Raw genomic sequence first — 20,582 nt, 5'->3', positions numbered from 1 at the left:
TTTAAGTGGGAGTGGGTCCCCCGTAATTCACTCACTGCAGATACTCTCCACGTGGTGTCTTAATAATTCGCTGAATTTTTTCCTCCGTACCATTTTGGGCGTTAAGATAAACGAGATAATCTTCACCCTGATATCGTCCCCGAAACTCATACGCATAAATTTCCTGATTACCGCTTTTGGTAATAACCGCCAGACGGCTCTCTTGTATTTTAAAATTGGTGCGTAGTTTTTGCACAGCCTGGTTCATAGTAATCTTTGCCGGAAAAGTTCTTGTATGATGGAAGGCATAATAAGGCGTTGCATCGAGTCCAACAAGCTGTCCGTTATCTAAAGCTACCATTAATCGGACTTTATCCGGATAAAGTCTTACCCCATTCTGCTCAGCAACAGCATCAAATTCCACATAGGATCCGAAGTCCTCACTTGAAGTAATCACAAGATTCCAGCCAAGAGTTGTCAAAATCTTTTTAGTCCTTTGAATAGCATTGTCAATACTTAAGGTACGTGGATTAAGAGAACGTTGATCCCGGTAAAGGGTTACGACACCGCCCTGACGGCTGATCTCAAGGTAAGCATCCTTGTATTTCCATGAATATCCTTTAAAATCGCCATTAGTATCTCCGGCAAAGCTTAGAGTCGCATCGGCATACCCCACTTTAGTTAAAAAGCTCCGTGCTGCATTTTGAGACTGTGCTTTGTTGACCTGTGCCGACGGAAGACCTAGTGGTTTCTGCACAACTCGCGCTGAGTACTCGCCTGTATAGGTGAAAGGCGGCAATTTTTGCAGGCTTGCATCTAACTGATCTAATCCCGACCTAACGGATTTAGACGATGCTTCCGAGCCGTCGGCTGCTGCTTCTGCAATTTGCGGCCCACCCAAACCTAACCTTTGTCTCAGAGAGGGACCAGGATCTGTCCAGGCTAAATTCTCTGTATCGATTCTCGACATAAGGGTTTGAACCTTTTGATCAACAGGTATCAATTGATTGTGCATCGTTTGAAGTGTTTTCGTATCATCTGCTGTAATTGTCCCTCCCCCTGCCACTTTCTGTGCTAAAGTTCTCGCAAAATCACCCGACTGCGTTAAAAACTGTCCAATGTAACTCAATCCCGCTTGATCTGCAGGAAGCTGCGAAAAATCTTTTAGGGCACCTTCACTTTTACTCGATACCTCACTTAAGTAATATATCTGTTGGTTAGGAGTATTGGCTACGTTGCCCTTCGCCATAACCGTCTCCATTTGATCGAGATGACTCGCAAAATCGCTGAATGCCCTGCGGCTGTTATTTTCCGAAGCAAGACGATAATCCCCAGCCAGCCGATATTCATTAATTCCCCAGCCTAAGGAGATCAAAAGAGCAACAGCTAAAGTTCCTATCCATAATCTTTTATGCATGACTCTTCCTCCTACTTCGTAAAAATATGATTTCCAATTTTGACGAGCTCAGGCCGGGACCAAATAAATTTATTGGTTGTTTTTGCCGGGTTGAAAAAGAAGAGAGCGCCTTTCGAAGGATCAACCCCGCTTGCCGCCTCTCGAGCTGCGCGAAGGGAAGAAGCTGTCGGCGTCAAATTAATTTGCCCATCACTAACACTCGAAAAGGCACCCGGCTGATAAATAATGTCGGCAATTGTCTTGGGAAAGACAGGATCTGCTATGCGGTTAAGGATAACCGCAGCAACCGCAACCTGTCCGAGATAAGGTTCACCTCGTGCCTCACCATTTACCGCATGGGCTAAGAGATTAATATCAACGTTCTTATAACCAATAGCCTTCCCCGAAGCGTTCGTACTCTGTCCTGTTAAACGTTTTAGTTCGCTGATGGTTTTAGTCCCTGCCAAACCATCAACCTTTATGCCGCGATCTTTCTGAAAGTTACGTATAGCTGCCTCAGTTTTGGGACCGAATTTCCCATCAATGGGGCCGACAACATAACCTAACTGTACCAGCCTCCTTTGCATTTCTTGAACATCTGAGCCACTGCTCCCTCTGCCCAGTAAGCGCTCACCTAAAGCCCCATGAGCAATTCCTGCCAGGGCAATACTAAGAATCACTCCCACGATGAGAACAATCCACCGAGATCGAAAACGCAAAATCATACCCTCACCTCACTTTTTAATAATCATTAGTGTGGCAAAAGAGTAAAAAAATTATCCAGCATATGCTTGGAATCTTCGGTCTCCAGCAGAGAAAATCTCTGTAGTCAGCCAAGCGAACTCATTCAGCCTGAGCTGAATAACGAGACTTCGGCTGGGTAGTCTACCATTACTGAAGAATAGCAGAGGGGGGCTGCTCATGCTTACAAAAGCAGGAGTCTTTCTCCTGAATAAACTGCTATTGATTAAATTTACTGGCAGGTACTTCTTTAAAGCTTGTAGAAAAGAAAAGAAGAGAAGCCAAACAAAACAATTATTGGAGGGGATACTGTGCATTATGAAGGAATTCTCTATCGTCCGCCCAGTGAAGCCAGAAGCCTTATTCTCCAGATTACCGTTGGCTGTCGGCACAATGCCTGTACTTTTTGCACCATGTATAAAGAAAAAACCTTTCGCATAAAATCACGTACAGAAATTAAGGCAATGATCGCTGAAGGCTTAATCCAGAACCCAAGGGCAGAGCGAATTTTTTTAGCGGATGGGGATGCTCTTGCTGTTGACACCTCTCTGCTTCTTGAAATTCTTGATCAACTTTATGCAAGCTTCACCTGCCTTCAACGAGTCGGGATTTACGGAGGACCCAAGGATATTCTTGCTAAAACACCTGAAGAGTTCGCCGCCCTTAAAGCACATGGACTAACCATCGTTTATTTAGGTGTCGAAAGCGGAAATTCTGAAGTGTTAAACTTTGTCCGTAAGGGGGTTAACCCGGAACAAATGATTAATGCCGGTCAGAAGCTCAGAGCCAGCGGCCTGATTATCTCGTGTACAGTGATTATTGGTTTAGGCGGAAAAGCCTTAACCCAGGCTCATGCCCGCGACACTGCCCGGGTCATCAGTGAGATAGATCCTCAATATCTAGGTGCTTTGACCTTGATGGTAGAACCGGAGGCCCCTTTGTACGAAGTTATTCAACGAGGTGAATTTCAACTTCTTAATCCCTGGGAATCTTTAATTGAACTTAGATCTATGCTGGAGAACCTCGATGTGTCTCACTGTATTTTTCGGAGTAATCATGCTTCCAATTACCTGCCTCTTCGCGCTGCACTGCCCGAGGACCGCACCTCAATTCTAAAAACCCTTGATAGAGTTTTAGAAACCTCTGACCCTGGCGAATTGCGTCCGGATTATTGGCGAGGATTTTAAGAGAAATTGCCTAAAGTAAATTAAAAGGCAAAGAATCATTTTAACCGATTCTTTGCCTTCTGCTTGACGTTAACACCAATTGCAGCATTTCTTCAACCGCTCGTTCCGCGGAATGGCCTTCAGAGACCATCGCCGCTTGAGTACGCATCCTTTCGATCTCCTCTGGATGTTCTAAAAAGTAACACAGTCTTTGATCTAACTCTTCCTCACTTTCAGCGATGCATCCGACCCCAACCTCTTTGATATACTGTGCATTTTCTTCCTCTTGTCCAGGAATCGGCCTGAAAATCACCAGAGGCAAGTGTTTCGTCAAAGCTTCTGATACCGTTAATCCCCCTGCTTTCGTAATAATCAAGTCAGAGACGGACATCAATTCTTCAACATTATCTACAAATTTATAGCGCAGCAAGGGATTTCGGGCCTGTGCGATTACTTCGTCTAAAGAATTATAAAGTTTGTCATTATGGCCACATACGACAAGACATTGAACAGGGTCTTGAGAATCAGCCAGCTTCTGACAAATTCTTTTGGTGCTTTCACATACTCCATAAGAACTGCCCATGAATAAGACGGTCGGAAGGTCTGGCATTAACCCCAATGTTTTACAAATAGACAAGCGATCCGCCTTAAATTCAAATTTCGGACTAACAGGAATACCTGTTACATGAATATTTTGAGCTTGTATTCCCCAAGACATCAACAGATCCTTAACTTTGGCACAAGCTACTATATAGCAATCAACTCCTGGGTGAACCCAATGGCTGTGGGCCGTATAATCTGTGATTACCGTAGCCACCGGGACAAGCAGAATCTGTTTAACTCTTAATTGGGCGAGAATCGAAGATACAGTCGGGTAAGTACAAACGATTAAATCCGGTTTAACTTGCTGAATGTAATTGAGAAAATTGCTCCGTCCAATTTGGTTTAACAAGCGTTGACTCATCGATTGCGGCTGCTTCTTGCCCGTTTTATAATAAAAACGGCCCCAAAGTTTTGGGGCTCTTCTGAGAAGCCCGCTATAAAAATCTTTTATGATTGAGTTAACTCTTATATTTAAAAACGCGCCGAAATCCAAATGAATAATTTCAGCAGAAGGCACTTTCAGCTTTATTCCTTCAATAACGGCTTCAGCCGCTCTTAAATGTCCATTGCCAAACGAGGCAGAAAATACGAGAACCCTAAGTTCTTTCAAAGTCGGCCCTCCCTCTCATAGACTAGCCTGATCCAATCTATCTTTGTCGTTCTGTTTATATTATAGGGATTACCTTTCAAAAAAGAAAGAAGATTAAACGTATCAGTAAAATAAAAGCATTCTCATAACAACCGTCAGGAAGAACCAGCAACTAACAAAGGAGCATAAAAATCATGCGTAAAACCAATGCTGCACGTATCCTCGATCAATTGAAACTAGCTTATGAGCTTAAAGAATACCCTGTCGATGAATCAGACTTATCGGCAATTTCTGTTGCCCAAAAAGTAGGCCTTCCTATCGAACAAGTTTATAAAACCCTAGTCGCCCGCGGCGATAAAACCGGGGTCATTGTAGCCTGTATCCAGGGTGATCTTGAACTCCATCTGAAGTCTCTTGCTGCTCTGAGCGGAAACAAAAAAGTAGAGGTTGTCCCTCTCAAAGAAGTCCAACCTCTCACTGGATATATTCGGGGCGGTGTATCGCCGCTTGGTATGAAGAAGGCCTACCCCACCTTTATTGATTCTGCAGTTACTGTCCAAGAAAAGGTTGCTGTCAGCGCCGGTCTGCGTGGACTTCAAATCTTCTTGCCCTCATCGGACTTAATTAAGGCCACAAAAGCCCAAATTGGCAAAATCACAACCGAACCCAGTTAATTTAGCCAGTGGTAAGGCTCCCACTTCTGCGAATGGGAGCAATTTCCACGCCTTACTTTGGCAGTTCAAAGGAACTTTTCAGAGATACAATACGATTGAACACGAGATGATCCGCTGAAGAATGCAAAGGATCAACATTAAAATAGCCATGCCTAAAGAATTGGAATTTATCTTGAGATTTTGACGTTTTCATAGTTGGTTCTACAAAGCCATGGGCAATCTCCAAAGAATGGGGATTAATATGCTCTAAAAAGGACGTTCCATCATCAGTCTCATTTTCTAAAATCAGAGGTTCATATAAACGAAATTCTGCCGGGGCAGCCTGTCGGGCATCTACCCAGTGAATCGTACCTTTAACTTTCCTTCCTGTAAACCCTGTACCGCTCTTAGTTTCCGGATCGTAGGTGCAATGAAGTTCTATTACCTTCCCAGATTCATCTTTTACAATTCCATTACATTTAATGAAATAGGCATTTTTCAAACGTACTTCGTTGCCAAGATAAAGTCTGTGATATTTTGGCGGCGGGTTCTCTGCAAAGTCATCCTGTTCAATATAAATCTCCCGGGAAAAAGGAATCATGCGAACACCCATCTCCGGATTTTCAGGATTGTTTTCCGCTTCCAGCATCTCAGCTTGATCTTCCGGATAATTGGTGATGACTACCTTTAACGGCTTCAGAACAGCCATAGTGCGCGGTGCTTTAAGTTTCAAATCTTCTCGAATGAAATGTTCCAACATTTTAGTGTCAACCACGCTGTCGGCTTTGGCAACTCCTATTTCCCGGGCAAAATTACGCATAGCCTCAGGAGTATACCCTCTTCGTCGAAGTCCGGAAATCGTCGGCATCCGCGGATCATTCCAGCCATCAACAATCTTTTCTTCAACAAGCTGTTTAAGCTTACGCTTACTCATAACCGTATTTGTAAGATTTAAGCGGGCAAATTCATATTGGTGCGGTACATTTTCCATTTCACATTCCCGCACTATCCAGTCATACAAAGGACGGTGGTCTTCAAATTCTAAGGTACAGATCGAATGAGTAACACCTTCAATTGCATCTTCCAAAGGATGGGCAAAATCATACATGGGATAAATGCACCATTTATCTCCGGTATTATGGTGGGATGCGTGAGCTATTCTATAAAGGACAGGATCGCGCAAATTGATGTTCGGAGAGGCCATGTCAATTTTAGCCCGTAATACCTTTTCCCCGTCTTTAAAAGCTCCGCTCCGCATTTCCTCGAAGAGTTCCAGATTTTCTGAAACAGATCGCTCTCGCCAGGGACTAGGCTGTCCTGGTTCCGTCAGAGACCCTCTTGTTTTCCTAATTTCCTCTGCATTCAAATCGCAGACATAGGCTTTCCCCTTTTTAATTAACAATAGGGCACGATTATACATTTCCTCAAAATAGTTAGAAGCGAAAAACAATTCATCCCACTGATATCCCAGCCACTGAACATCTTCTTTAATGGACTCGACATATTCTGTATCTTCTTTAGCAGGGTTTGTATCATCGAAACGCAAATGAGTTTTTCCCTTAAATTCATCGGCTAATTCAAAATTTAGAATAATAGATTTTGCATGCCCTATATGTAAATAGCCGTTAGGCTCCGGTGGGAAACGGGTAACAACATGGTCAGCTTTACCTGATTTAAGATCTTCAAGAATGATGTTTCTCAAAAAATTCGATGAGGATTTATGTTCCATCGTGATCAACCTTTCTAAATCGTGTGATCCTGTTCGTGCTTATTTATCCTTAATATTAAATAATACATTATACCTGAAAAGAGTTCAACTTTATGTTTTAAACTATATGTTGCTAAACCACTAAATGTTCCGCTATACTCAGAAAAGCTTGCATCTTCGAAAATAATCTCTGACACAAGCAATTCTATGCACTCTACTGTGAATATACATTTTTTCTACAGTTTATCCAATCGTAAGACTCCCACTTCTCCAAGTGAGAGTAATTCCCGAGTTCACTGCGATTTAATCTCCGTCAATGTCACAGACATCTCTAAAGTCTTACTATTACGAAATACTGTAACAGTTACTTTATCCCCTGACTTATATTTGAACAATTCATGCGTCAACTCCAAAGAGCTCTTAATATCTTTGCCATTAATTTTTGTAATAATATCCCCGGCTGTAATACCGGCTCTCTGGGCCGGCCCTCCCAAAACGACTTTGGAAACGTAGGCCCCGGCAGGCCAACCTCTTTGACTGGCGTACTCTGCTGTGTAGCGCGGATCAATTTGCACATTTAAGCCTGCATGACTGGCGTACCCTTTCGCGATTAATTGTTCAATCGTCGGCAAAGCATCCGAGATGGGGATGGCAAACCCCATTCCCTCAAAGCCCTGTTCCTGGTTTTTGGCTGAATTAATGCCGATAACCTGGCCTTGATAATTAACAAGAGGGCCTCCGCTGTTTCCCGGATTAATAGCAGCATCTGTTTGGATAAGGTTGAAACTCGATTCACCGGGAATATCCAAGATCCGGTTCGTTGCTGATACTACGCCTGTCGTAACAGAACGAGCAAATTCCTGACCTCCCGGATTACCAATGGCAACTACAGGTTCTCCAACTTGAAGTTTGGTAGAATCTCCTTCTTGAGTTGCCGTTAATTTACTGGTATCGCTTATCTGTACTACAGCTAAATCCGTGCGATCATCAGCACCTACTAACTTTGCATTGAGATTACGCCCATCAGCCAGACTGACAACCAGTTTCTCTGCCCCGGTCACTACGTGATTATTAGTAACAATATAACCGTGCTGGGCATCGATAATAAAGCCTGAACCACTGCCTGCTTCTGTTAGACCGCCGCCGCCGAACAAAGATCCTTGGGATTGAAAATTGGCAATTCCCACAACAGCAGGACCGACGGCTTTGGCGATCTGTACAACTGGGAAATTATCATTACTTCCGGTATTAATGGTCGGGGTTGTTCCCGGTCCGTTTAAAATGACTCGATTCATCGGAGCCGCCTGTTTATTTCCATATACGGAAGGAATTAAGGCAACTGCAATAATTCCGCCTATCACTGCGCTGACTACGGCAATTACCAAGGTTGAAAGGAAACTTGGCCTTCTTTTCTTTGAGTAATCATTTTGGTCATTATAATAACTCATAGATACCCTCCTTACCTTAATTATTCCCGCAAAATAATTAGTTCATGCGGGGTATGGCGTGGAGCTACATGTACTTTTACCTCAGGACACGTTTGAGAAACCTTCGATTCCCTGAGGATATTCATCACTGTTGACAAGGCGATTTCAGGAGTGTTGTTCTCCTCACTCAGATGGGCCAGCACGACCCGTTGGGCATTCTCTTGAATCCACTCCGTTAATCCTCTTGCCAACTGAGAATTTTCCAGGTGTCCGAAATGTCCGCTGATGCGTTTCTTTAAATACGCCGGATATGGACCGTTATGCAGCTTTTCATCATCGTAATTTGCCTCCACAACAAATCCATCACAACCCTTTAAATAGCGGTTCATTTCATCGGTTATTCTGCCGCTGTCAGTAGCAATTCCCACCATTAAGCGGCTCTTGCCCCCTTTTCCGGGCCGCAAGATTTGCAAGCCATAACTTTCGCAGCTGTCATGAGACGTGGGATAGAGCAACACTTCAAGACCCGCGCAGGTGAAGGACGTACTAACTTCGACACACTGATTCCCCGCAAGTTTTCCTAAGGAACGGCCCATAGCCTTCCATAAACCGGCAGTTGCATAAACAGGAATTTTCAACTTTCGAGCCAGAATGCCGACTCCCCGAATATGATCAATATGTTCATGAGTAACAATAATTCCTTCAATCTCCGATTCCGCAATATTGAGCTGAGCGAGATTAGTTAATAAACTCTTGCCGCTTACCCCGCAATCCACGAGCAGATGCCTGTGTCCTTCACCGACAAGGATTGCATTTCCCGAACTTCCGCTTGCCAACGTTGTAAAATGCAAGATACGTCTCCTCCATCTGATGTTCTCTAATTCTCTGTGAGTGAGTTACTTACCTGTCGGCGCAGGAGTTGATGTCCCCTTATTCAGAGCCGGATTGGGGTTGGATATACCACTTGATGATGCGTTAGATCCTTTGAGCTGATTTTGGGCCTGGCTGATCATGGCAGCAATTTGATCCTTTACCGTACCCGTAGGAACTGCTTTCTCCGCTTTCTGCCACTGGACAATAGCTCCGGATAAATCATTTTTCGCATAGGCAAGAAATATACCATAATTCACTAAACCATTAACAAAGTCCGGCTTGATGCTTAAAGCTTCTTGATATGTTTTCTCGGCTAAATCATATTGGCCGCTCTTAAAGGCTGAAGTTGCCATATCCACCATGACATTGGGATCCTTGTTGACCTTTAAGACGTTTTGATAAGCTGCTACTGCCTGCTTATAATTTTCTGCCGCTTCAGAAGGCGCTGCCGTTTCCGCCTCCGAACCCGCATCGTAATATTCGTCGCCGAGATCCTTTTGCAGAGCAACGTTGTTCGGATCCTTCTTGGCCCTTGCGGCCAAATCAGCCAACCGTGCCTTCTTGGCCTGATAATCCGCAGCAGTGTTCACAGAATTCGTTGCTGAGTTTTGGTTCGGGACCTGAATTCCGCTGCCGCTGAAAAACAAAGCGAATCCCGAACCTACCATAGCAATAATTATAAGGCTCACAAGAATGATAGCGAAAACACGGTATTTACCTCTCCTCAAACCTCCCGCCTCCTATTCTGTTTTCCAATTATTGTAACACACTTGCTTTATCTGCCCAACCCACATTTAATCTAAACACCATTTACGTATCTGACATCGCATATCGTAGTAGGAAGTACTTTCTCCAATATCAGAGCATTTACCAAGGATCAGTTGATTAACCCCCAGCCCTTCAGCCGTCGTCCCTTCAGGGAGAACTACCGTTTCAGGATGGATGTCTTCAGATAAAACCACGGAAGCAACGAGCTGTCCGTACACAGTCTCTATAATTGCCCGGTCTCCATGATTGAGACGATATTTATCCGCTAACTCCGGATGGAGAAACATTGTGAAACCGTCATCCTGATGGAACTGAGAATGCAGAGCATTCCCTGGATGGGGAGTAATCAAGTGCCAGGGAAATTCAGCCTTATCCTCCCGATCCTCTGTCGGAATATATGTCGCCAGCGCTTCCCCCAGTTCTTCGCGGGCAAGTTCTGAAGAGAGTTCAATTTTTCCGCTGGGCGTTCTAAAGTCTTTGTCTTCCCAAGCTACCTTAGGGATATAAGGTGCATAGATCGGCCCTTGGGCGAGTGTATCAAGAGTTGTCCCATATGCTTCAGTCAAAGGCCCAAGGACAAATTCCAGCCATTCTCTTGCCGCAGCATAAGGAAAGTCTTTTTCTAACCCCAATCTTTTCGCCAATTCGGTAAAAATCATTGGTTCTGCTTGAGCCTCTCCCTGGGGTTCAAGAACTTTTTGAGCATAATGAATGAGGGGACTCCATGAGGTCCTCACTAATTCCTCCTCTTCGAAAATCGTCGCCACAGGTAAAACTAAATCCGACTGCCTGGCTGTTTCTGTCAGAACCGTATCTAAAACGACTTTAAAGGGGATCTTTCGCCAAAGCTCTCTCCAGAGCAGTGTATTTGGCTGCTGAACTAAGGGATTGGAACGAGTCACAACCGCTAATTGAACAGGGGGATTGGCTTTAAGGAGTTCTTCTGCAAGAATCGGATGGGGGTAAGTTCTTGACTGATAGCGTTCAGGAGGCAGCAGCAAGGAATTCATTTTGCCGCGATGGTACTGATGGGCATAATGAACTCCTGCGCCTGCCCAGCCAATATTTCCGCTGATAGCAGCCAAGCCGTCAATAGCACGAACTGTATTACCGCCGCTCACATAACGTTGAAGCCCATAACCCAAGATAAAGGATACCGGACGAGAGTGGCTTAAAGATCTGGCAAGTTCGGTTATTTGCTTGACACTCACACCGGTTATGGCTTCTACTTTCTCCGGAGAAAATTCTTTGCTTCTTCTGGCAAATTCCTCAAAACCATGAACATAGTCTTGAATAAAACGTGTATCCTGCCAGCGCTCCCGTAAAATAATATGACTAAGTCCTAAGGCTAAAGCTCCATCTGTGCCAGGTTTTACCTGGTAAAAAGCATCGGCAAACTCCGCACTTTTAACACGAATGGGGTTAATTACCAGAACACGGGCTCCCCGTTTCTTGGCCGCTAAGAGATGGGGTATAAGATGGACGTTCGTCACCGCCGGGTCTCTTCCCCAAAGGACAATAGTCCGAGCATCCTCTAAATCCTCACGGGAATTTGAAAAGACTCCGCCAAAATCTAATTCTTGAGCCCGATACCCCGCTCCCCAGCACATGCTCCCTCGTGGTTCTGTGACACCTCCCAGAGCTTGAAAAAGCCTCTGGTCCAGCTCTCGAAGGACGCCGTTATTTCCATAATCGTAATGATGGAAAATCCCCCAGGGTCCGACATCAGACAGAGTCTCTTTTATCTTTTCCGTCAGAAGATCATAGGCTTGATTCCAGCTCAGCCTTTGCCATCCTTGCCCTTGTCTTAATAGGGGATATCTCAGTCTATCCGGGGAAAAGACACGTTTTGCTAGAGCCTGTCCTTTGGAGCAGACAAATCCTTTCGTAATACTATTTAAAGGGTCACCCTTAACTCGAAGACCGTTTTTTGTCATCTCTACGAGAAAGGCACATCCGTCAGGACAATTCAACGGACACGCAGAACGTACCAGTGTCATTACTCGTTCCTCCCCAATATATCTGCCTTAAAAACCGGATATCCGAAAATTATAGTTCATCTCGATTTTGTTGGATTTCCTTAATCTTAACGTATAGAGCCACTTCTAAACGTTTTCTTTGTAATTGACATCCAAGTTCATATACTTCGGTCAGTTTCTGAGTAAAGGCTGTGTTAGCAGCATGACATCCTCCGCTGCAGGAGAAACGAGCCCAGCAATCTTGACAGGCTGATTTAGCATATATATTCGCTGCCCGGAATTCCTGAACTAAATCCGCTTTAAGCTCTAAGGGGTCTTGATTATAAAGGGAACCAAGTTTAAAAGCCTCTTGCCCAACAAATTGATGACAAGGATAAAGATCACCCTCAGGGGAAATAGCCACATATTCGTGACCTGCTCCACAACCCGACAACCTTTTAGGCAGACAGGGTCCCTTATCAAGGGCAACATTAAAGTGAAAGAAATTAAAGCCTCGTCCCTGAGCCTGCCGCTCAAGGATTTCCTCGCCCAAGCGATCATAGGCTTCATAGATTTTAGTCAAATCTTCCTCTTGGAAAGCATAGGGATCTTGCGGCCCCGCTACAACAGGCTCAACGGAAATTTGCCTAATTCCTAAATCCGCCATGTGTAAAACATCACGGTCAAAGTCACAGTTAAAATGGGTATACGTACCCCGTACGTAATAATAGGTACCTATAGCATAGGGCGACGTTTTCGGTCTCAGGGAAGTAAATTGTTGAATTCTTGGCACAACTTCCCCGTAACTTCCGCGGCCATCAGCATGAGGGCGCATTCGGTCGTGAATCTCCGGTCGTCCGTCAAGACTCAGCACCACACTGATTTCCTCTTCCTCCAGGAAATTCTGAACCTCTTCATTTAATAAGACACCATTGGTCGTTAACGTAAATTTAATGGTTTTGTTTTGAGCTCGTGCTGCTTTTTTCCCATAGTCGACTAAGGCTTTGACCACACCGAAATTTATCAGCGGTTCTCCTCCGAAGAAATCCACTTCACAATGATTTCTATGTCTTGAAGCTGCTAAAACAAAGTCGATTCCCCGTTTACCGGTCTCCAAATCCATTAAGGTTCTGCTGCCCCCAAAAGCCCCGGTTCCGGCGAAGCAGTACTCACAGCGTAAGTTACAGTCATGAGCAACATGGAGGCAAATTGCTTTGACAATGGGTTTCTCAGGATAAACCGCTGCAATCTTTTCCGGTTCTCTGGAGAACAATGTCCCTTCCTGACGAAGCTCTTCTAGTTCTGCTAAAATTTCGGAGACCGTTTCGTTATTGGAAAGGTTCCCGGCTAATCTAAGCTCTCTTGCCAAAGCTTCCTGAGAAAGATGCCCCTCCGTTGAGTTCAGGCTCTCCAAAGTTTTTAAAATCGTAAAGGTTTCCTCATCCAGCAGATGAATTGAACCTGAATTAACATCGTAACCGATCAATAAATCTCCCTGTTGGAAGCAATGAACATTCTTTTGAAAATTATAGCCTTCTAGTTCCTTAAAATTCAGCATTGGTGTCCTCTCTCTCACTTCTTAGTAGATCGTTAAAAATAGAACAGAACCCAGCCCGGAATGGATTGGGTTCTGAGATCATGTACAAATTCAGAGCTACATTATTTAACACAAACTTGGTTACCAACCGTGCAAGACGTCTTGCATGCTGATTGGCAAGAGGTTTGACAATTTCCACAACCTCCAGTTTTAACCGTAGCACTTAGGTTTGCTTTCACAACCGTCTGAATGTGTTTTGCCATTCAAACACCCTCCTCTCGAATCATTGGTAATAATCCATTTTTGATTATATCATATGGATAAGAGAAAAGGCAAAACTTCTGGCGAAAGGGGTGCTGTACTCTACTCCCGCCGAAGCAGAGTACGAGGGACCCACTCCCACTTATAGAAGTGGGAGTCCTACGAAGCCAAACTGCCTAATTCTTTCATTAAATAATACTCATTGAGCAGCCTATCCAAACATTGACTCATATTAACAATTTCCGGATCAGTCAGGCTCTTACTTTTAGCAGAATCATTTAGCTTTCTACGAGCATCTTCAATTAAGGATATCAAGGCATCCATTTTGACAATCGCACCTCTTTTTTTCAATAAAACCGTAAAAAAAATCAACTAACTTCCTAGTTAATTCCTTTACTGGTATATTTTAGTATATTGTGTTTAAAAAAGCAAGCGCTATTATTATCCTCGATTTTTAAGATAGCTCAATGCTGCCGATAGAATGCGGATTAATTCCTTACTGTCATGCTCTCCAAGATAATTTGTTAAACCCTTTAAAAAATCAAAGTGTTCTATTCTCATTGCTTGAACTATTTCTTTACCTTTTTCCGTAGCTCTTACCAGTACAACACGCCGATCCGTTGGGTCAGCAAGGCGTTCCATGTATCCTCGTTCTTCTAAGGTATTAATAATATGAGTAACCCCAGCAGGTGTTATTTGCAATTGGAAACTTAAGTCTGAAACTTTGATTCCTTTGGGATCACGTTCCGTACACTGAATTATTGTATGAAGCAATGTGAATTCACTAGGTCTTATGGCATGTGAAGATTTAATCTGACCACCAAACCTCCTAAATTGGGCCATAGTCCGCTCTAATTCCGCCACAATAGCCTCATTTTTATCAAGTTTCACCTTTTACCACCTAATCTCAACGATCTCATTAGTTAGTAAATTATCTAATATGCGTTTATATTTGTCAAGAAATCGTCCCCGGGGCTAAGAAACATGTACATCTTCCAAAGAGACTTGAATTTCTGTCCATTGGTCATTCTTTATCAAACGATCTTTGGGGGGGTGGTATTTTCAGCAACAGTAATTTCTGCTCCTTCTATCCAATCAGGCTTTAAATATTCTCTGCCTTTAATGACTACCTTTTCAGCATATACCTCTACAACTAAGCCTGGAGCAGATTTTAAAATATGTCGCCTGTTTCTGTCAATCGGATAGGCCAGGGATGAACTGTTGACAATTGCATAATTTGCTTCACTAACCATAGTATTATAGTCAATTTTATAATGAGTATGCCCATTAAATAGAATCACCCCCGGGTATTGCGCTAAAATATCGTTCAGCCTTTGCCACTGTAAGACATAACCGCGCTGAAATCCTCCTAATGTTGCATAGGGAATTGGTTGATGGAGAAAGACAAAAACAGGTTTATTAGGTGTTCGATCAAGCTTAAGTGTATTCTCGAGCCAATCTAGCTGAGCATCTGATAAATATGCCGAATCCATGTATCTTCTATTACTCATACGGGATCTTTCAGTTCCTAAAAAAATAAAATGATAGTCTTTAATCCAAGTATCTCCATAAACTTTATCCCTCTTGGCAAAGGTTAGAAACCGATTGATCGCCTGAGCATCAGTTTCTCTATTAGGAAATGTTCTCGGTGACCAGTGGCCATTTCGATAAAAACTTCCGTAAAATTCATGGTTGCCAATTGTCCAATAGATCGGGTAATTAATTTCCAGTTTATGCCTGGAGAGTTCGCTGCTTAGCAGCCGATAATCCCATGGTACACCATCCCCCAGATCACCAACAACAACCATTGCATCTGGTTTGGAATTAAAATTATCCTCAAGTAAGGCAGAGAAATGATTTATAGCGTTCATGCGGCCAATGTGTATATCACTGACGACAACAAACGATAATTTGGTGTTTTGATTATCAGTCCATTCTTCAGTTCCTAATGATTTTGAAATTGCTGCTTTCGGCAGCATAACATTCCAAGATAGTAATGTTCCAACTCCTAACCCCGCCAAACATTTCAAGAAATCCCTTCTTGTTGGCATAGTTTTAGCTCCTAACTTTCCTACTATTCTGTTAATTATGACTAAAGCGTAGGTGTTTGGTCATGCGTTTTATAAAACTTGTTTTTATTGCCCATAATATCACAAGTATCGACACAATTCTATGTCCTTTTTTTGTTAATCCTTCCATCGTAATTTACGCTAAAAGCGCTGCGTTGTGATTCATGGAACGAAAGAAATGGGGAGCGTCATTTACTACTTAAAAAATAGTTTACGACACCCCCCCGGTATATATTATCTTTTAGTTTTAGTTTGCCAAAATCGTCAATAAAACATTTTCTTCGGAAATAGAAAAGGAAATATTTGCAATATGGTTGTCTTTTTGAGCGACAAAATTTATAACTTTAGTTTCCTCGATAATAGTCCATCCATCTTCAACTAAAATAGCTTTATAAGCCTCATAGACTACAGTATCCTTTGATTTATGAACAAGATATTTTGCCTTAGCCAAAGGTTCCTCAGAGGTCGCCGGAGTGAACTCAAAGGCTTGTACCCAGTGATATGACGGAAGATAGGGAAATTCTTTTGTATATGGTATTTTAATTTTTGCTGAATCTTTTTTACCATGATTGCTATCTTGATTGCTATCTTGATTATCATTTTTAGTACCAAATACTCGCGAAAGAAGTTTACCCACTAAAATCACCCCGAATATTATTTCTATTATATTTCGATAGTTAATAATGAATTCTATACGGTTTGTCTTAAGATGTCAAACTTAACCCCCATTAATTTGTTCATCCGCTGCCGCGGATACTCTCTTTCACAATAAGTTGACATATTTAATCATAACGCTTATAATTTTCTTTGTCGGATGAACTAGTATATATTGTTCAAACGCAAATTGGTAATCTATTAAGCGGACGTGGCTCAGCGGTAGAGCATTGGCTTCCCAAGCCGAGGATCGCGAGTTCGAATCTCGTCGTCCGCTCCATATTGCTTATTAGTCACTGCATAAAGCAGTGGCTTTATTATTTTTAAATTATAAATCTTCCTGACTGCGCACCATAAGAACGAGCAGTGAACTCGTTCAGCTAAGGCTGACCATCGGGGCTTCAGCGAGTAAATAAAAAGAGTTCTAATTCTTTCCCAAAGGAAAGAATTAGAACTCTCATTTTTGTGATATCGTTTATAAGATTGTCATAATAAACAGTAAATGGTGCCTCAGGACGGAATCGAACCGCCGACACGAGGATTTTCAGTCCTCTGCTCTACCGACTGAGCTACCGAGGCATTTTATGGTGACCCGTACGGGATTCGAACCCGTGTAGCCGCCGTGAAAGGGCGATGTCTTAGACCGCTTGACCAACGGGCCTCTTCTCAAAACCTAGCTCACAGATATGAATTTTACAGGAAAGCTCGCCGTGTGTCAAGTACTCTTAGAAAAGGAGGTTAAACACTAAACTTATTTAAAGCTGCTTGCAATTCATCAGCCATAGAAGACAGAACTTTACTGGAGGAAGCGATTTCCTGAACGGAGGCGGTTTGTTCCTCTGTGGCTGCAGATACGGTCTGAGTTTGATCCGTAATACTCCGGCTTGTCTCAAAGACTTCTGAAACCGAGGCGACTATTCGTTCGTTACCCAAGGCCATTTGTTGGATCTCTTCGGAAATTTCTTCGACTTGTTTCGAAACGGCTACAATTAAGGAGGAAATCTGGCTAAAGGCTGATCCCGCAGTTTCAGCTACCTCAGTGCCCAGTTTTACCTGATGTGTTCCTTCATTAATTGATAAGACAGCCTTCTGAGTATCCTGCTGAATTTCATGGATTAATGAAGCAATCTGTTGTGATGCCACTTGGGATTGTTCAGCCAGTTTACGAACCTCATCAGCTACCACAGCAAAACCTCTGCCCTGATCCCCGGCACGAGCTGCCTCAATGGCCGCATTCAGGGCAAGCAAATTCGTTTGTTCGGCAATCCCTGATATAGTATCAACGATTTGACCAATCTCTTTGGACCGTTCTCCTAATGTCATAACCACTTCTGCCGAACCGGTTACAGTTTGATCAATGGTCGCCATTTGCTGAATCGTTTTATCAATGGCCGCGCTGCCTTCTGAAGCAGAAAGGGCCGTTTTTTCAGAAGACTGTACGACAACCTTAGCATTTTCCACCATTTGCTGAATCCCAGCTGACATCTCCTCAACAATAGCAGATGATTCATTCATAGCATTCAGCTGTTTTTCGGCCCCTTTGGCAACTTCCATGATGGAAGAAGCTACTTGGCTGGATGCTTGAGCAGATTGATCAGCTCCCGCACTAAGTTCTTCTGATGAGGCAGCAACCTGTGCTGCCGAGGATGATACTTGCTGAACCAGCTGTCTTAGGTTATCTGTCATAGTATTAAAGGCTTTTCCTAATTGGCCTAGTTCATCATCTGTGTCTATCTCTAGTTTATTAATATTTAAATTCCCTTTGGCAATTTCTGCGGCGGTATCCGCCACGTCCCTGATCTGTTTCGAAAGTTTATTACTCAGAAGCGTTCCCAAGACTAAAGCAACTCCAAATGCTAAGATCAGAGACAAAATGGTATAGATAACACTTTTCTGTCCAGCCTTCAGAACCTGTTGCTGTTTAACTGCCACAAGCTTATCCATATCATCAACCCAGTTGCCTGTCCCAATAACCCAGTTATAGGGCTTAAAAAGCAGTGTATAGCTTCTTTTGGGCAGAAGTACCGTCTGATTCGGTTTAGCGAACGTATAGTCTGTATAACCGCCGTCGGGTTTCAATCCATTAGAAATAAAATCTTTAACGTAATATTTACCATGAGAGTCTTGAGCATTAAGACGTGATTTGCCTTCATTGGCAGTTCTGCCAAGCAGGACAACATTGACCCCTTCTGTTGTATCAATCCAGAAATAATTTTCTTGGTCATAGCGAAGGTTCCTAACTAAATCAGCCGCCATGGTTTTGGCTTGCTCAGGTGTCAATTCTCCTTTTTGCTGACGATTATAAACATTTTGAACTAGACTATAAGCAGTTTGAACTTCCAACTTGATTTGTCTGTCGAATTGTTCATACAACGTTGTTTGATATTGAGCTATATTAGCTTGTTCTGATGTAATAGTAGTATAAATATTATACCCACCGAGAATTAAAGCCATAATTAAGGTAGTGATCAATAAGAGCAGTAGAATCCGATATTTAATTTTTTTCAACCTTGATACCCTTCCCTTCTGAAATAGATTGATTTACTTAAAACAAAATCGCCGTCCGCAGGGGACAGCGACTGAGTCTTATTTGGTAACTCGGCCATCATCCTTATATGGAAGACCCGTAGCTTTGCGTCCCCAGTTCTCACTGGGTTTGCCTTTTTCAAATGATCTCTATGTTTCATTATGTAAATCCAGGTTTCACTATGCTAATCCAGTTAACCCGCCTTTTCGTTCAAAACACCCCATGGGTTTCCAAAGAAGGATGGTGAGCCATCCGCGACTCGAACGCGGGACACCCTGATTAAAAGTCAGGTGCTCTACCGACTGAGCTAATGGCTCTTACCGGTCTAAATCTTACAGGAAAGTTGCAAATGTGTCAAGATTCAATTTTTTACAACAAACTCTTATTATTTAAAATATTGATCCCCGTACAATAGTTTGTTCCCGGCCTGGGCCAACCGCAATTAACGTTGCCGTAACACCTGTTAATTCTTCAATCCGCTTAATGTAGTGTTGGGCGGCTTGAGGCAGGTCTTCAAAGCGGCGAACCTGGGTCAGATCTTCCTGCCATCCCGGCAGTTCTTCATACACTGGTTGACATAGTTTAAAGATCTTTTGACTTTGAGGAAATTCGTAGATAACTTCATCATTGACCCGATAGCCAACACAAATTTTTAGGGTTTTTAATCCTGTAAGAACATCAAGTTTTGTGACTGCAAAATCTGAAATCCCGCTGACACGTGCTGCATAGCGAGCAATCAAAGCATCAAACCAGCCGCAACGGCGGGGACGGCCAGTTGTCGTTCCGAATTCGTGTCCATTAGCCCGCATTTCTTCTCCTATCTCATCGAGAAGTTCTGTAGGGAAGGGGCCTTCCCCAACACGTGTGGTATAGGCTTTAACAACCCCAACAACATGATCAATGCGCGTTGGCCCAACTCCTGCGCCGACACAGGCTCCCCCGGCGATCGGATTGGATGAGGTTACAAAGGGATATGTTCCATGATCTATGTCCAGTAAAGTACCTTGAGCACCTTCAAAAAGCACTTTTTCCCCACCTTTGAGGCATTCGTCTATGGCTAATGAACTATCTGTGACCATCGGGCGAAGCTGCTCAGCATATCCTAAGTAAGTGTCATAGATATCTTCAAATTTCATGGCTGCCTTACCATAAACTTTAACAAAAAGATTATTCTTTTCTTCTAAATTTCGACGTAATTTCTCAGCAAACTCTTCTTTGTCAAGAAGATCAATCACCCGGATTCCGACTCGTGAGGCCTTATCCATATAAGCAGGACCGATTCCTCGTTTCGTTGTTCCAATTTTATGGTCCCCGCGGGCCTCTTCTTCCAGGCCGTCTAATACCAGGTGGTAAGGCATAATTACGTGAGCATTGCTGCTAATTAGGAGCTTCCCGGTTTTAATTCCTCGCTTTTCTAAATAACTAAGTTCTTCCAATAAAACTTTAGGATCAATGACTACGCCATTGCCAATAACACAAGTCTTATCTTGATAGAGGATTCCGGAGGGGATAAGGTGCAGCTTAAATTCCTCTCCATCAGCAACAACGGTGTGTCCTGCGTTATTGCCGCCCTGGTATCTAACAACCATATTCGCCTTTTCCGCCAGGAAATCTGTGATCTTACCTTTTCCTTCGTCTCCCCATTGAGATCCAATTAATATAACTCCAGCCAT

General features: G+C 43.2%; 18 protein-coding genes, 4 tRNA genes and 1 riboswitch. Of the genes, 3 read left to right on the top strand and 19 right to left on the bottom strand.

Annotation, left to right across the window (positions count from 1 at the left end; genetic code table 11):
- Positions 1-31: 31 nt before the first annotated feature.
- Together B5771_RS17605 and sleB are read right to left on the bottom strand one after the other, a co-directional pair.
- Positions 32-1,396, bottom strand: coding sequence for a PepSY1/2 domain-containing protein (locus B5771_RS17605; protein WP_088188701.1), 1,365 nt, complete (start codon positions 1,394-1,396; stop codon positions 32-34).
- 11 nt (positions 1,397-1,407) lie between these two features.
- Positions 1,408-2,100 carry a spore cortex-lytic enzyme gene (gene sleB, locus B5771_RS17600; protein ID WP_088188700.1) on the bottom strand — a complete coding sequence of 231 codons (693 nt, stop codon included), beginning with the start codon at positions 2,098-2,100 and terminating at the stop codon, positions 1,408-1,410.
- A 327-nt stretch (positions 2,101-2,427) separates the two neighbouring features.
- Between sleB and B5771_RS17595 the strand changes: the two genes are divergently transcribed.
- Positions 2,428-3,303 (top strand): radical SAM protein, encoded by an 876-nt coding sequence (locus B5771_RS17595; RefSeq protein WP_088188699.1) that lies wholly within the window; start codon positions 2,428-2,430, stop codon positions 3,301-3,303.
- 40 nt (positions 3,304-3,343) lie between these two features.
- Here B5771_RS17595 and B5771_RS17590 read toward each other — a convergent pair whose 3' ends face one another.
- Complete coding sequence (locus tag B5771_RS17590; protein WP_088188698.1) at positions 3,344-4,495, bottom strand: glycosyltransferase; 1,152 nt, start codon at positions 4,493-4,495, stop codon at positions 3,344-3,346.
- A 170-nt stretch (positions 4,496-4,665) separates the two neighbouring features.
- On the opposite strand from B5771_RS17590, the gene ybaK reads away from it, so the two are divergent.
- Positions 4,666-5,148, top strand: coding sequence for a Cys-tRNA(Pro) deacylase (gene ybaK, locus B5771_RS17585; protein WP_088188697.1), 483 nt, complete (start codon positions 4,666-4,668; stop codon positions 5,146-5,148).
- A 52-nt stretch (positions 5,149-5,200) separates the two neighbouring features.
- On the opposite strand, the gene B5771_RS17580 is transcribed toward ybaK, so the two are convergent.
- The 11 genes from B5771_RS17580 to B5771_RS17530 all read right to left on the bottom strand — a co-directional run bounded on the left by B5771_RS17580 (position 5,201) and on the right by B5771_RS17530 (position 16,365).
- Complete coding sequence (locus B5771_RS17580) at positions 5,201-6,856, bottom strand: glutamine--tRNA ligase/YqeY domain fusion protein (RefSeq protein ID WP_088188696.1); 1,656 nt, start codon at positions 6,854-6,856, stop codon at positions 5,201-5,203.
- 272 nt (positions 6,857-7,128) lie between these two features.
- Positions 7,129-8,283: a trypsin-like peptidase domain-containing protein gene (locus B5771_RS17575; protein ID WP_088188695.1), complete on the bottom strand. Its 1,155-nt coding sequence runs from the start codon at positions 8,281-8,283 to the stop codon at positions 7,129-7,131.
- A 20-nt stretch (positions 8,284-8,303) separates the two neighbouring features.
- Positions 8,304-9,113 carry an MBL fold metallo-hydrolase gene (locus B5771_RS17570; protein ID WP_088188694.1) on the bottom strand — a complete coding sequence of 270 codons (810 nt, stop codon included), beginning with the start codon at positions 9,111-9,113 and terminating at the stop codon, positions 8,304-8,306.
- A gap of 45 nt (positions 9,114-9,158) precedes the next feature.
- On the bottom strand, positions 9,159-9,863 hold the full coding sequence (locus B5771_RS17565) for a tetratricopeptide repeat protein (RefSeq protein WP_088188693.1): 705 nt from the start codon (positions 9,861-9,863) through the stop codon (positions 9,159-9,161).
- A 66-nt stretch (positions 9,864-9,929) separates the two neighbouring features.
- Positions 9,930-11,903 carry a molybdopterin-dependent oxidoreductase gene (locus B5771_RS17560; protein WP_088188692.1) on the bottom strand — a complete coding sequence of 658 codons (1,974 nt, stop codon included), beginning with the start codon at positions 11,901-11,903 and terminating at the stop codon, positions 9,930-9,932.
- A 49-nt stretch (positions 11,904-11,952) separates the two neighbouring features.
- Positions 11,953-13,419, bottom strand: coding sequence for a thioether cross-link-forming SCIFF peptide maturase (scfB, locus tag B5771_RS17555; protein ID WP_088188691.1), 1,467 nt, complete (start codon positions 13,417-13,419; stop codon positions 11,953-11,955).
- Between the two features lie 101 nt (positions 13,420-13,520).
- The gene (gene scfA / locus B5771_RS17550) at positions 13,521-13,661 is read right to left on the bottom strand and encodes a six-cysteine ranthipeptide SCIFF (RefSeq protein ID WP_083995903.1); all 141 of its coding nucleotides are present in this window, start codon (positions 13,659-13,661) and stop codon (positions 13,521-13,523) included.
- A 157-nt stretch (positions 13,662-13,818) separates the two neighbouring features.
- The gene (locus B5771_RS17545) at positions 13,819-14,031 is read right to left on the bottom strand and encodes an aspartyl-phosphate phosphatase Spo0E family protein (protein ID WP_242966875.1); all 213 of its coding nucleotides are present in this window, start codon (positions 14,029-14,031) and stop codon (positions 13,819-13,821) included.
- 69 nt (positions 14,032-14,100) lie between these two features.
- The gene (locus tag B5771_RS17540) at positions 14,101-14,550 is read right to left on the bottom strand and encodes a MarR family transcriptional regulator (protein ID WP_053006284.1); all 450 of its coding nucleotides are present in this window, start codon (positions 14,548-14,550) and stop codon (positions 14,101-14,103) included.
- Between the two features lie 143 nt (positions 14,551-14,693).
- Positions 14,694-15,710 carry a metallophosphoesterase gene (locus tag B5771_RS17535; RefSeq protein WP_088188690.1) on the bottom strand — a complete coding sequence of 339 codons (1,017 nt, stop codon included), beginning with the start codon at positions 15,708-15,710 and terminating at the stop codon, positions 14,694-14,696.
- Positions 15,711-15,975: 265 nt separating this feature from the next.
- On the bottom strand, positions 15,976-16,365 hold the full coding sequence (locus B5771_RS17530; protein WP_088188689.1) for a hypothetical protein: 390 nt from the start codon (positions 16,363-16,365) through the stop codon (positions 15,976-15,978).
- 222 nt (positions 16,366-16,587) lie between these two features.
- On the opposite strand from B5771_RS17530, the gene B5771_RS17525 reads away from it, so the two are divergent.
- A tRNA-Gly gene (locus tag B5771_RS17525) sits at positions 16,588-16,662 on the top strand.
- 223 nt (positions 16,663-16,885) lie between these two features.
- Here the strand turns inward: B5771_RS17525 and B5771_RS17520 are convergent.
- The 5 genes from B5771_RS17520 to B5771_RS17500 form a co-directional block, all read right to left on the bottom strand.
- A tRNA-Phe gene (locus B5771_RS17520) sits at positions 16,886-16,961 on the bottom strand.
- 6 nt (positions 16,962-16,967) lie between these two features.
- A tRNA-Glu gene (locus B5771_RS17515) sits at positions 16,968-17,043 on the bottom strand.
- A gap of 77 nt (positions 17,044-17,120) precedes the next feature.
- Positions 17,121-18,890 (bottom strand): methyl-accepting chemotaxis protein, encoded by a 1,770-nt coding sequence (locus B5771_RS17510; protein ID WP_088188688.1) that lies wholly within the window; start codon positions 18,888-18,890, stop codon positions 17,121-17,123.
- Between the two features lie 81 nt (positions 18,891-18,971).
- A riboswitch (cyclic di-GMP riboswitch) is annotated at positions 18,972-19,053 on the bottom strand.
- Between the two features lie 97 nt (positions 19,054-19,150).
- Positions 19,151-19,226: transfer RNA gene (locus B5771_RS17505), tRNA-Lys, on the bottom strand.
- A 72-nt stretch (positions 19,227-19,298) separates the two neighbouring features.
- Entirely contained in the window at positions 19,299-20,582 is a 1,284-nt protein-coding gene (locus B5771_RS17500) for an adenylosuccinate synthase (protein ID WP_088188687.1), read from the bottom strand.

It is taken from the genome of Desulfosporosinus sp. FKA, from assembly GCF_002196785.1.
Taxonomy (GTDB): Bacteria; Bacillota; Desulfitobacteriia; order Desulfitobacteriales; family Desulfitobacteriaceae; genus Desulfosporosinus; species Desulfosporosinus acididurans.
This window is presented reverse-complemented; position numbering and strand designations above follow the sequence as displayed.

Bases quoted from the DNA above. Each gene is read 5' to 3' on its own strand.
- B5771_RS17605 (WP_088188701.1), bottom strand. From the start codon at position 1,396: ATGCATAAAAGATTATGGATAGGAACTTTAGCTGTTGCTCTTTTGATC.
- sleB (WP_088188700.1), bottom strand. From the start codon at position 2,100: ATGATTTTGCGTTTTCGATCTCGGTGGATTGTTCTCATCGTGGGAGTG.
- B5771_RS17580 (WP_088188696.1), bottom strand. From the start codon at position 6,856: ATGGAACATAAATCCTCATCGAATTTTTTGAGAAACATCATTCTTGAA.
- B5771_RS17575 (WP_088188695.1), bottom strand. From the start codon at position 8,283: ATGAGTTATTATAATGACCAAAATGATTACTCAAAGAAAAGAAGGCCA.
- B5771_RS17560 (WP_088188692.1), bottom strand. From the start codon at position 11,903: ATGACACTGGTACGTTCTGCGTGTCCGTTGAATTGTCCTGACGGATGT.
- scfB (WP_088188691.1), bottom strand. From the start codon at position 13,419: ATGCTGAATTTTAAGGAACTAGAAGGCTATAATTTTCAAAAGAATGTT.
- scfA (WP_083995903.1), bottom strand. From the start codon at position 13,661: ATGGCAAAACACATTCAGACGGTTGTGAAAGCAAACCTAAGTGCTACG.
- B5771_RS17535 (WP_088188690.1), bottom strand. From the start codon at position 15,710: ATGCCAACAAGAAGGGATTTCTTGAAATGTTTGGCGGGGTTAGGAGTT.
- B5771_RS17500 (WP_088188687.1), bottom strand. From the start codon at position 20,582: ATGGCTGGAGTTATATTAATTGGATCTCAATGGGGAGACGAAGGAAAA.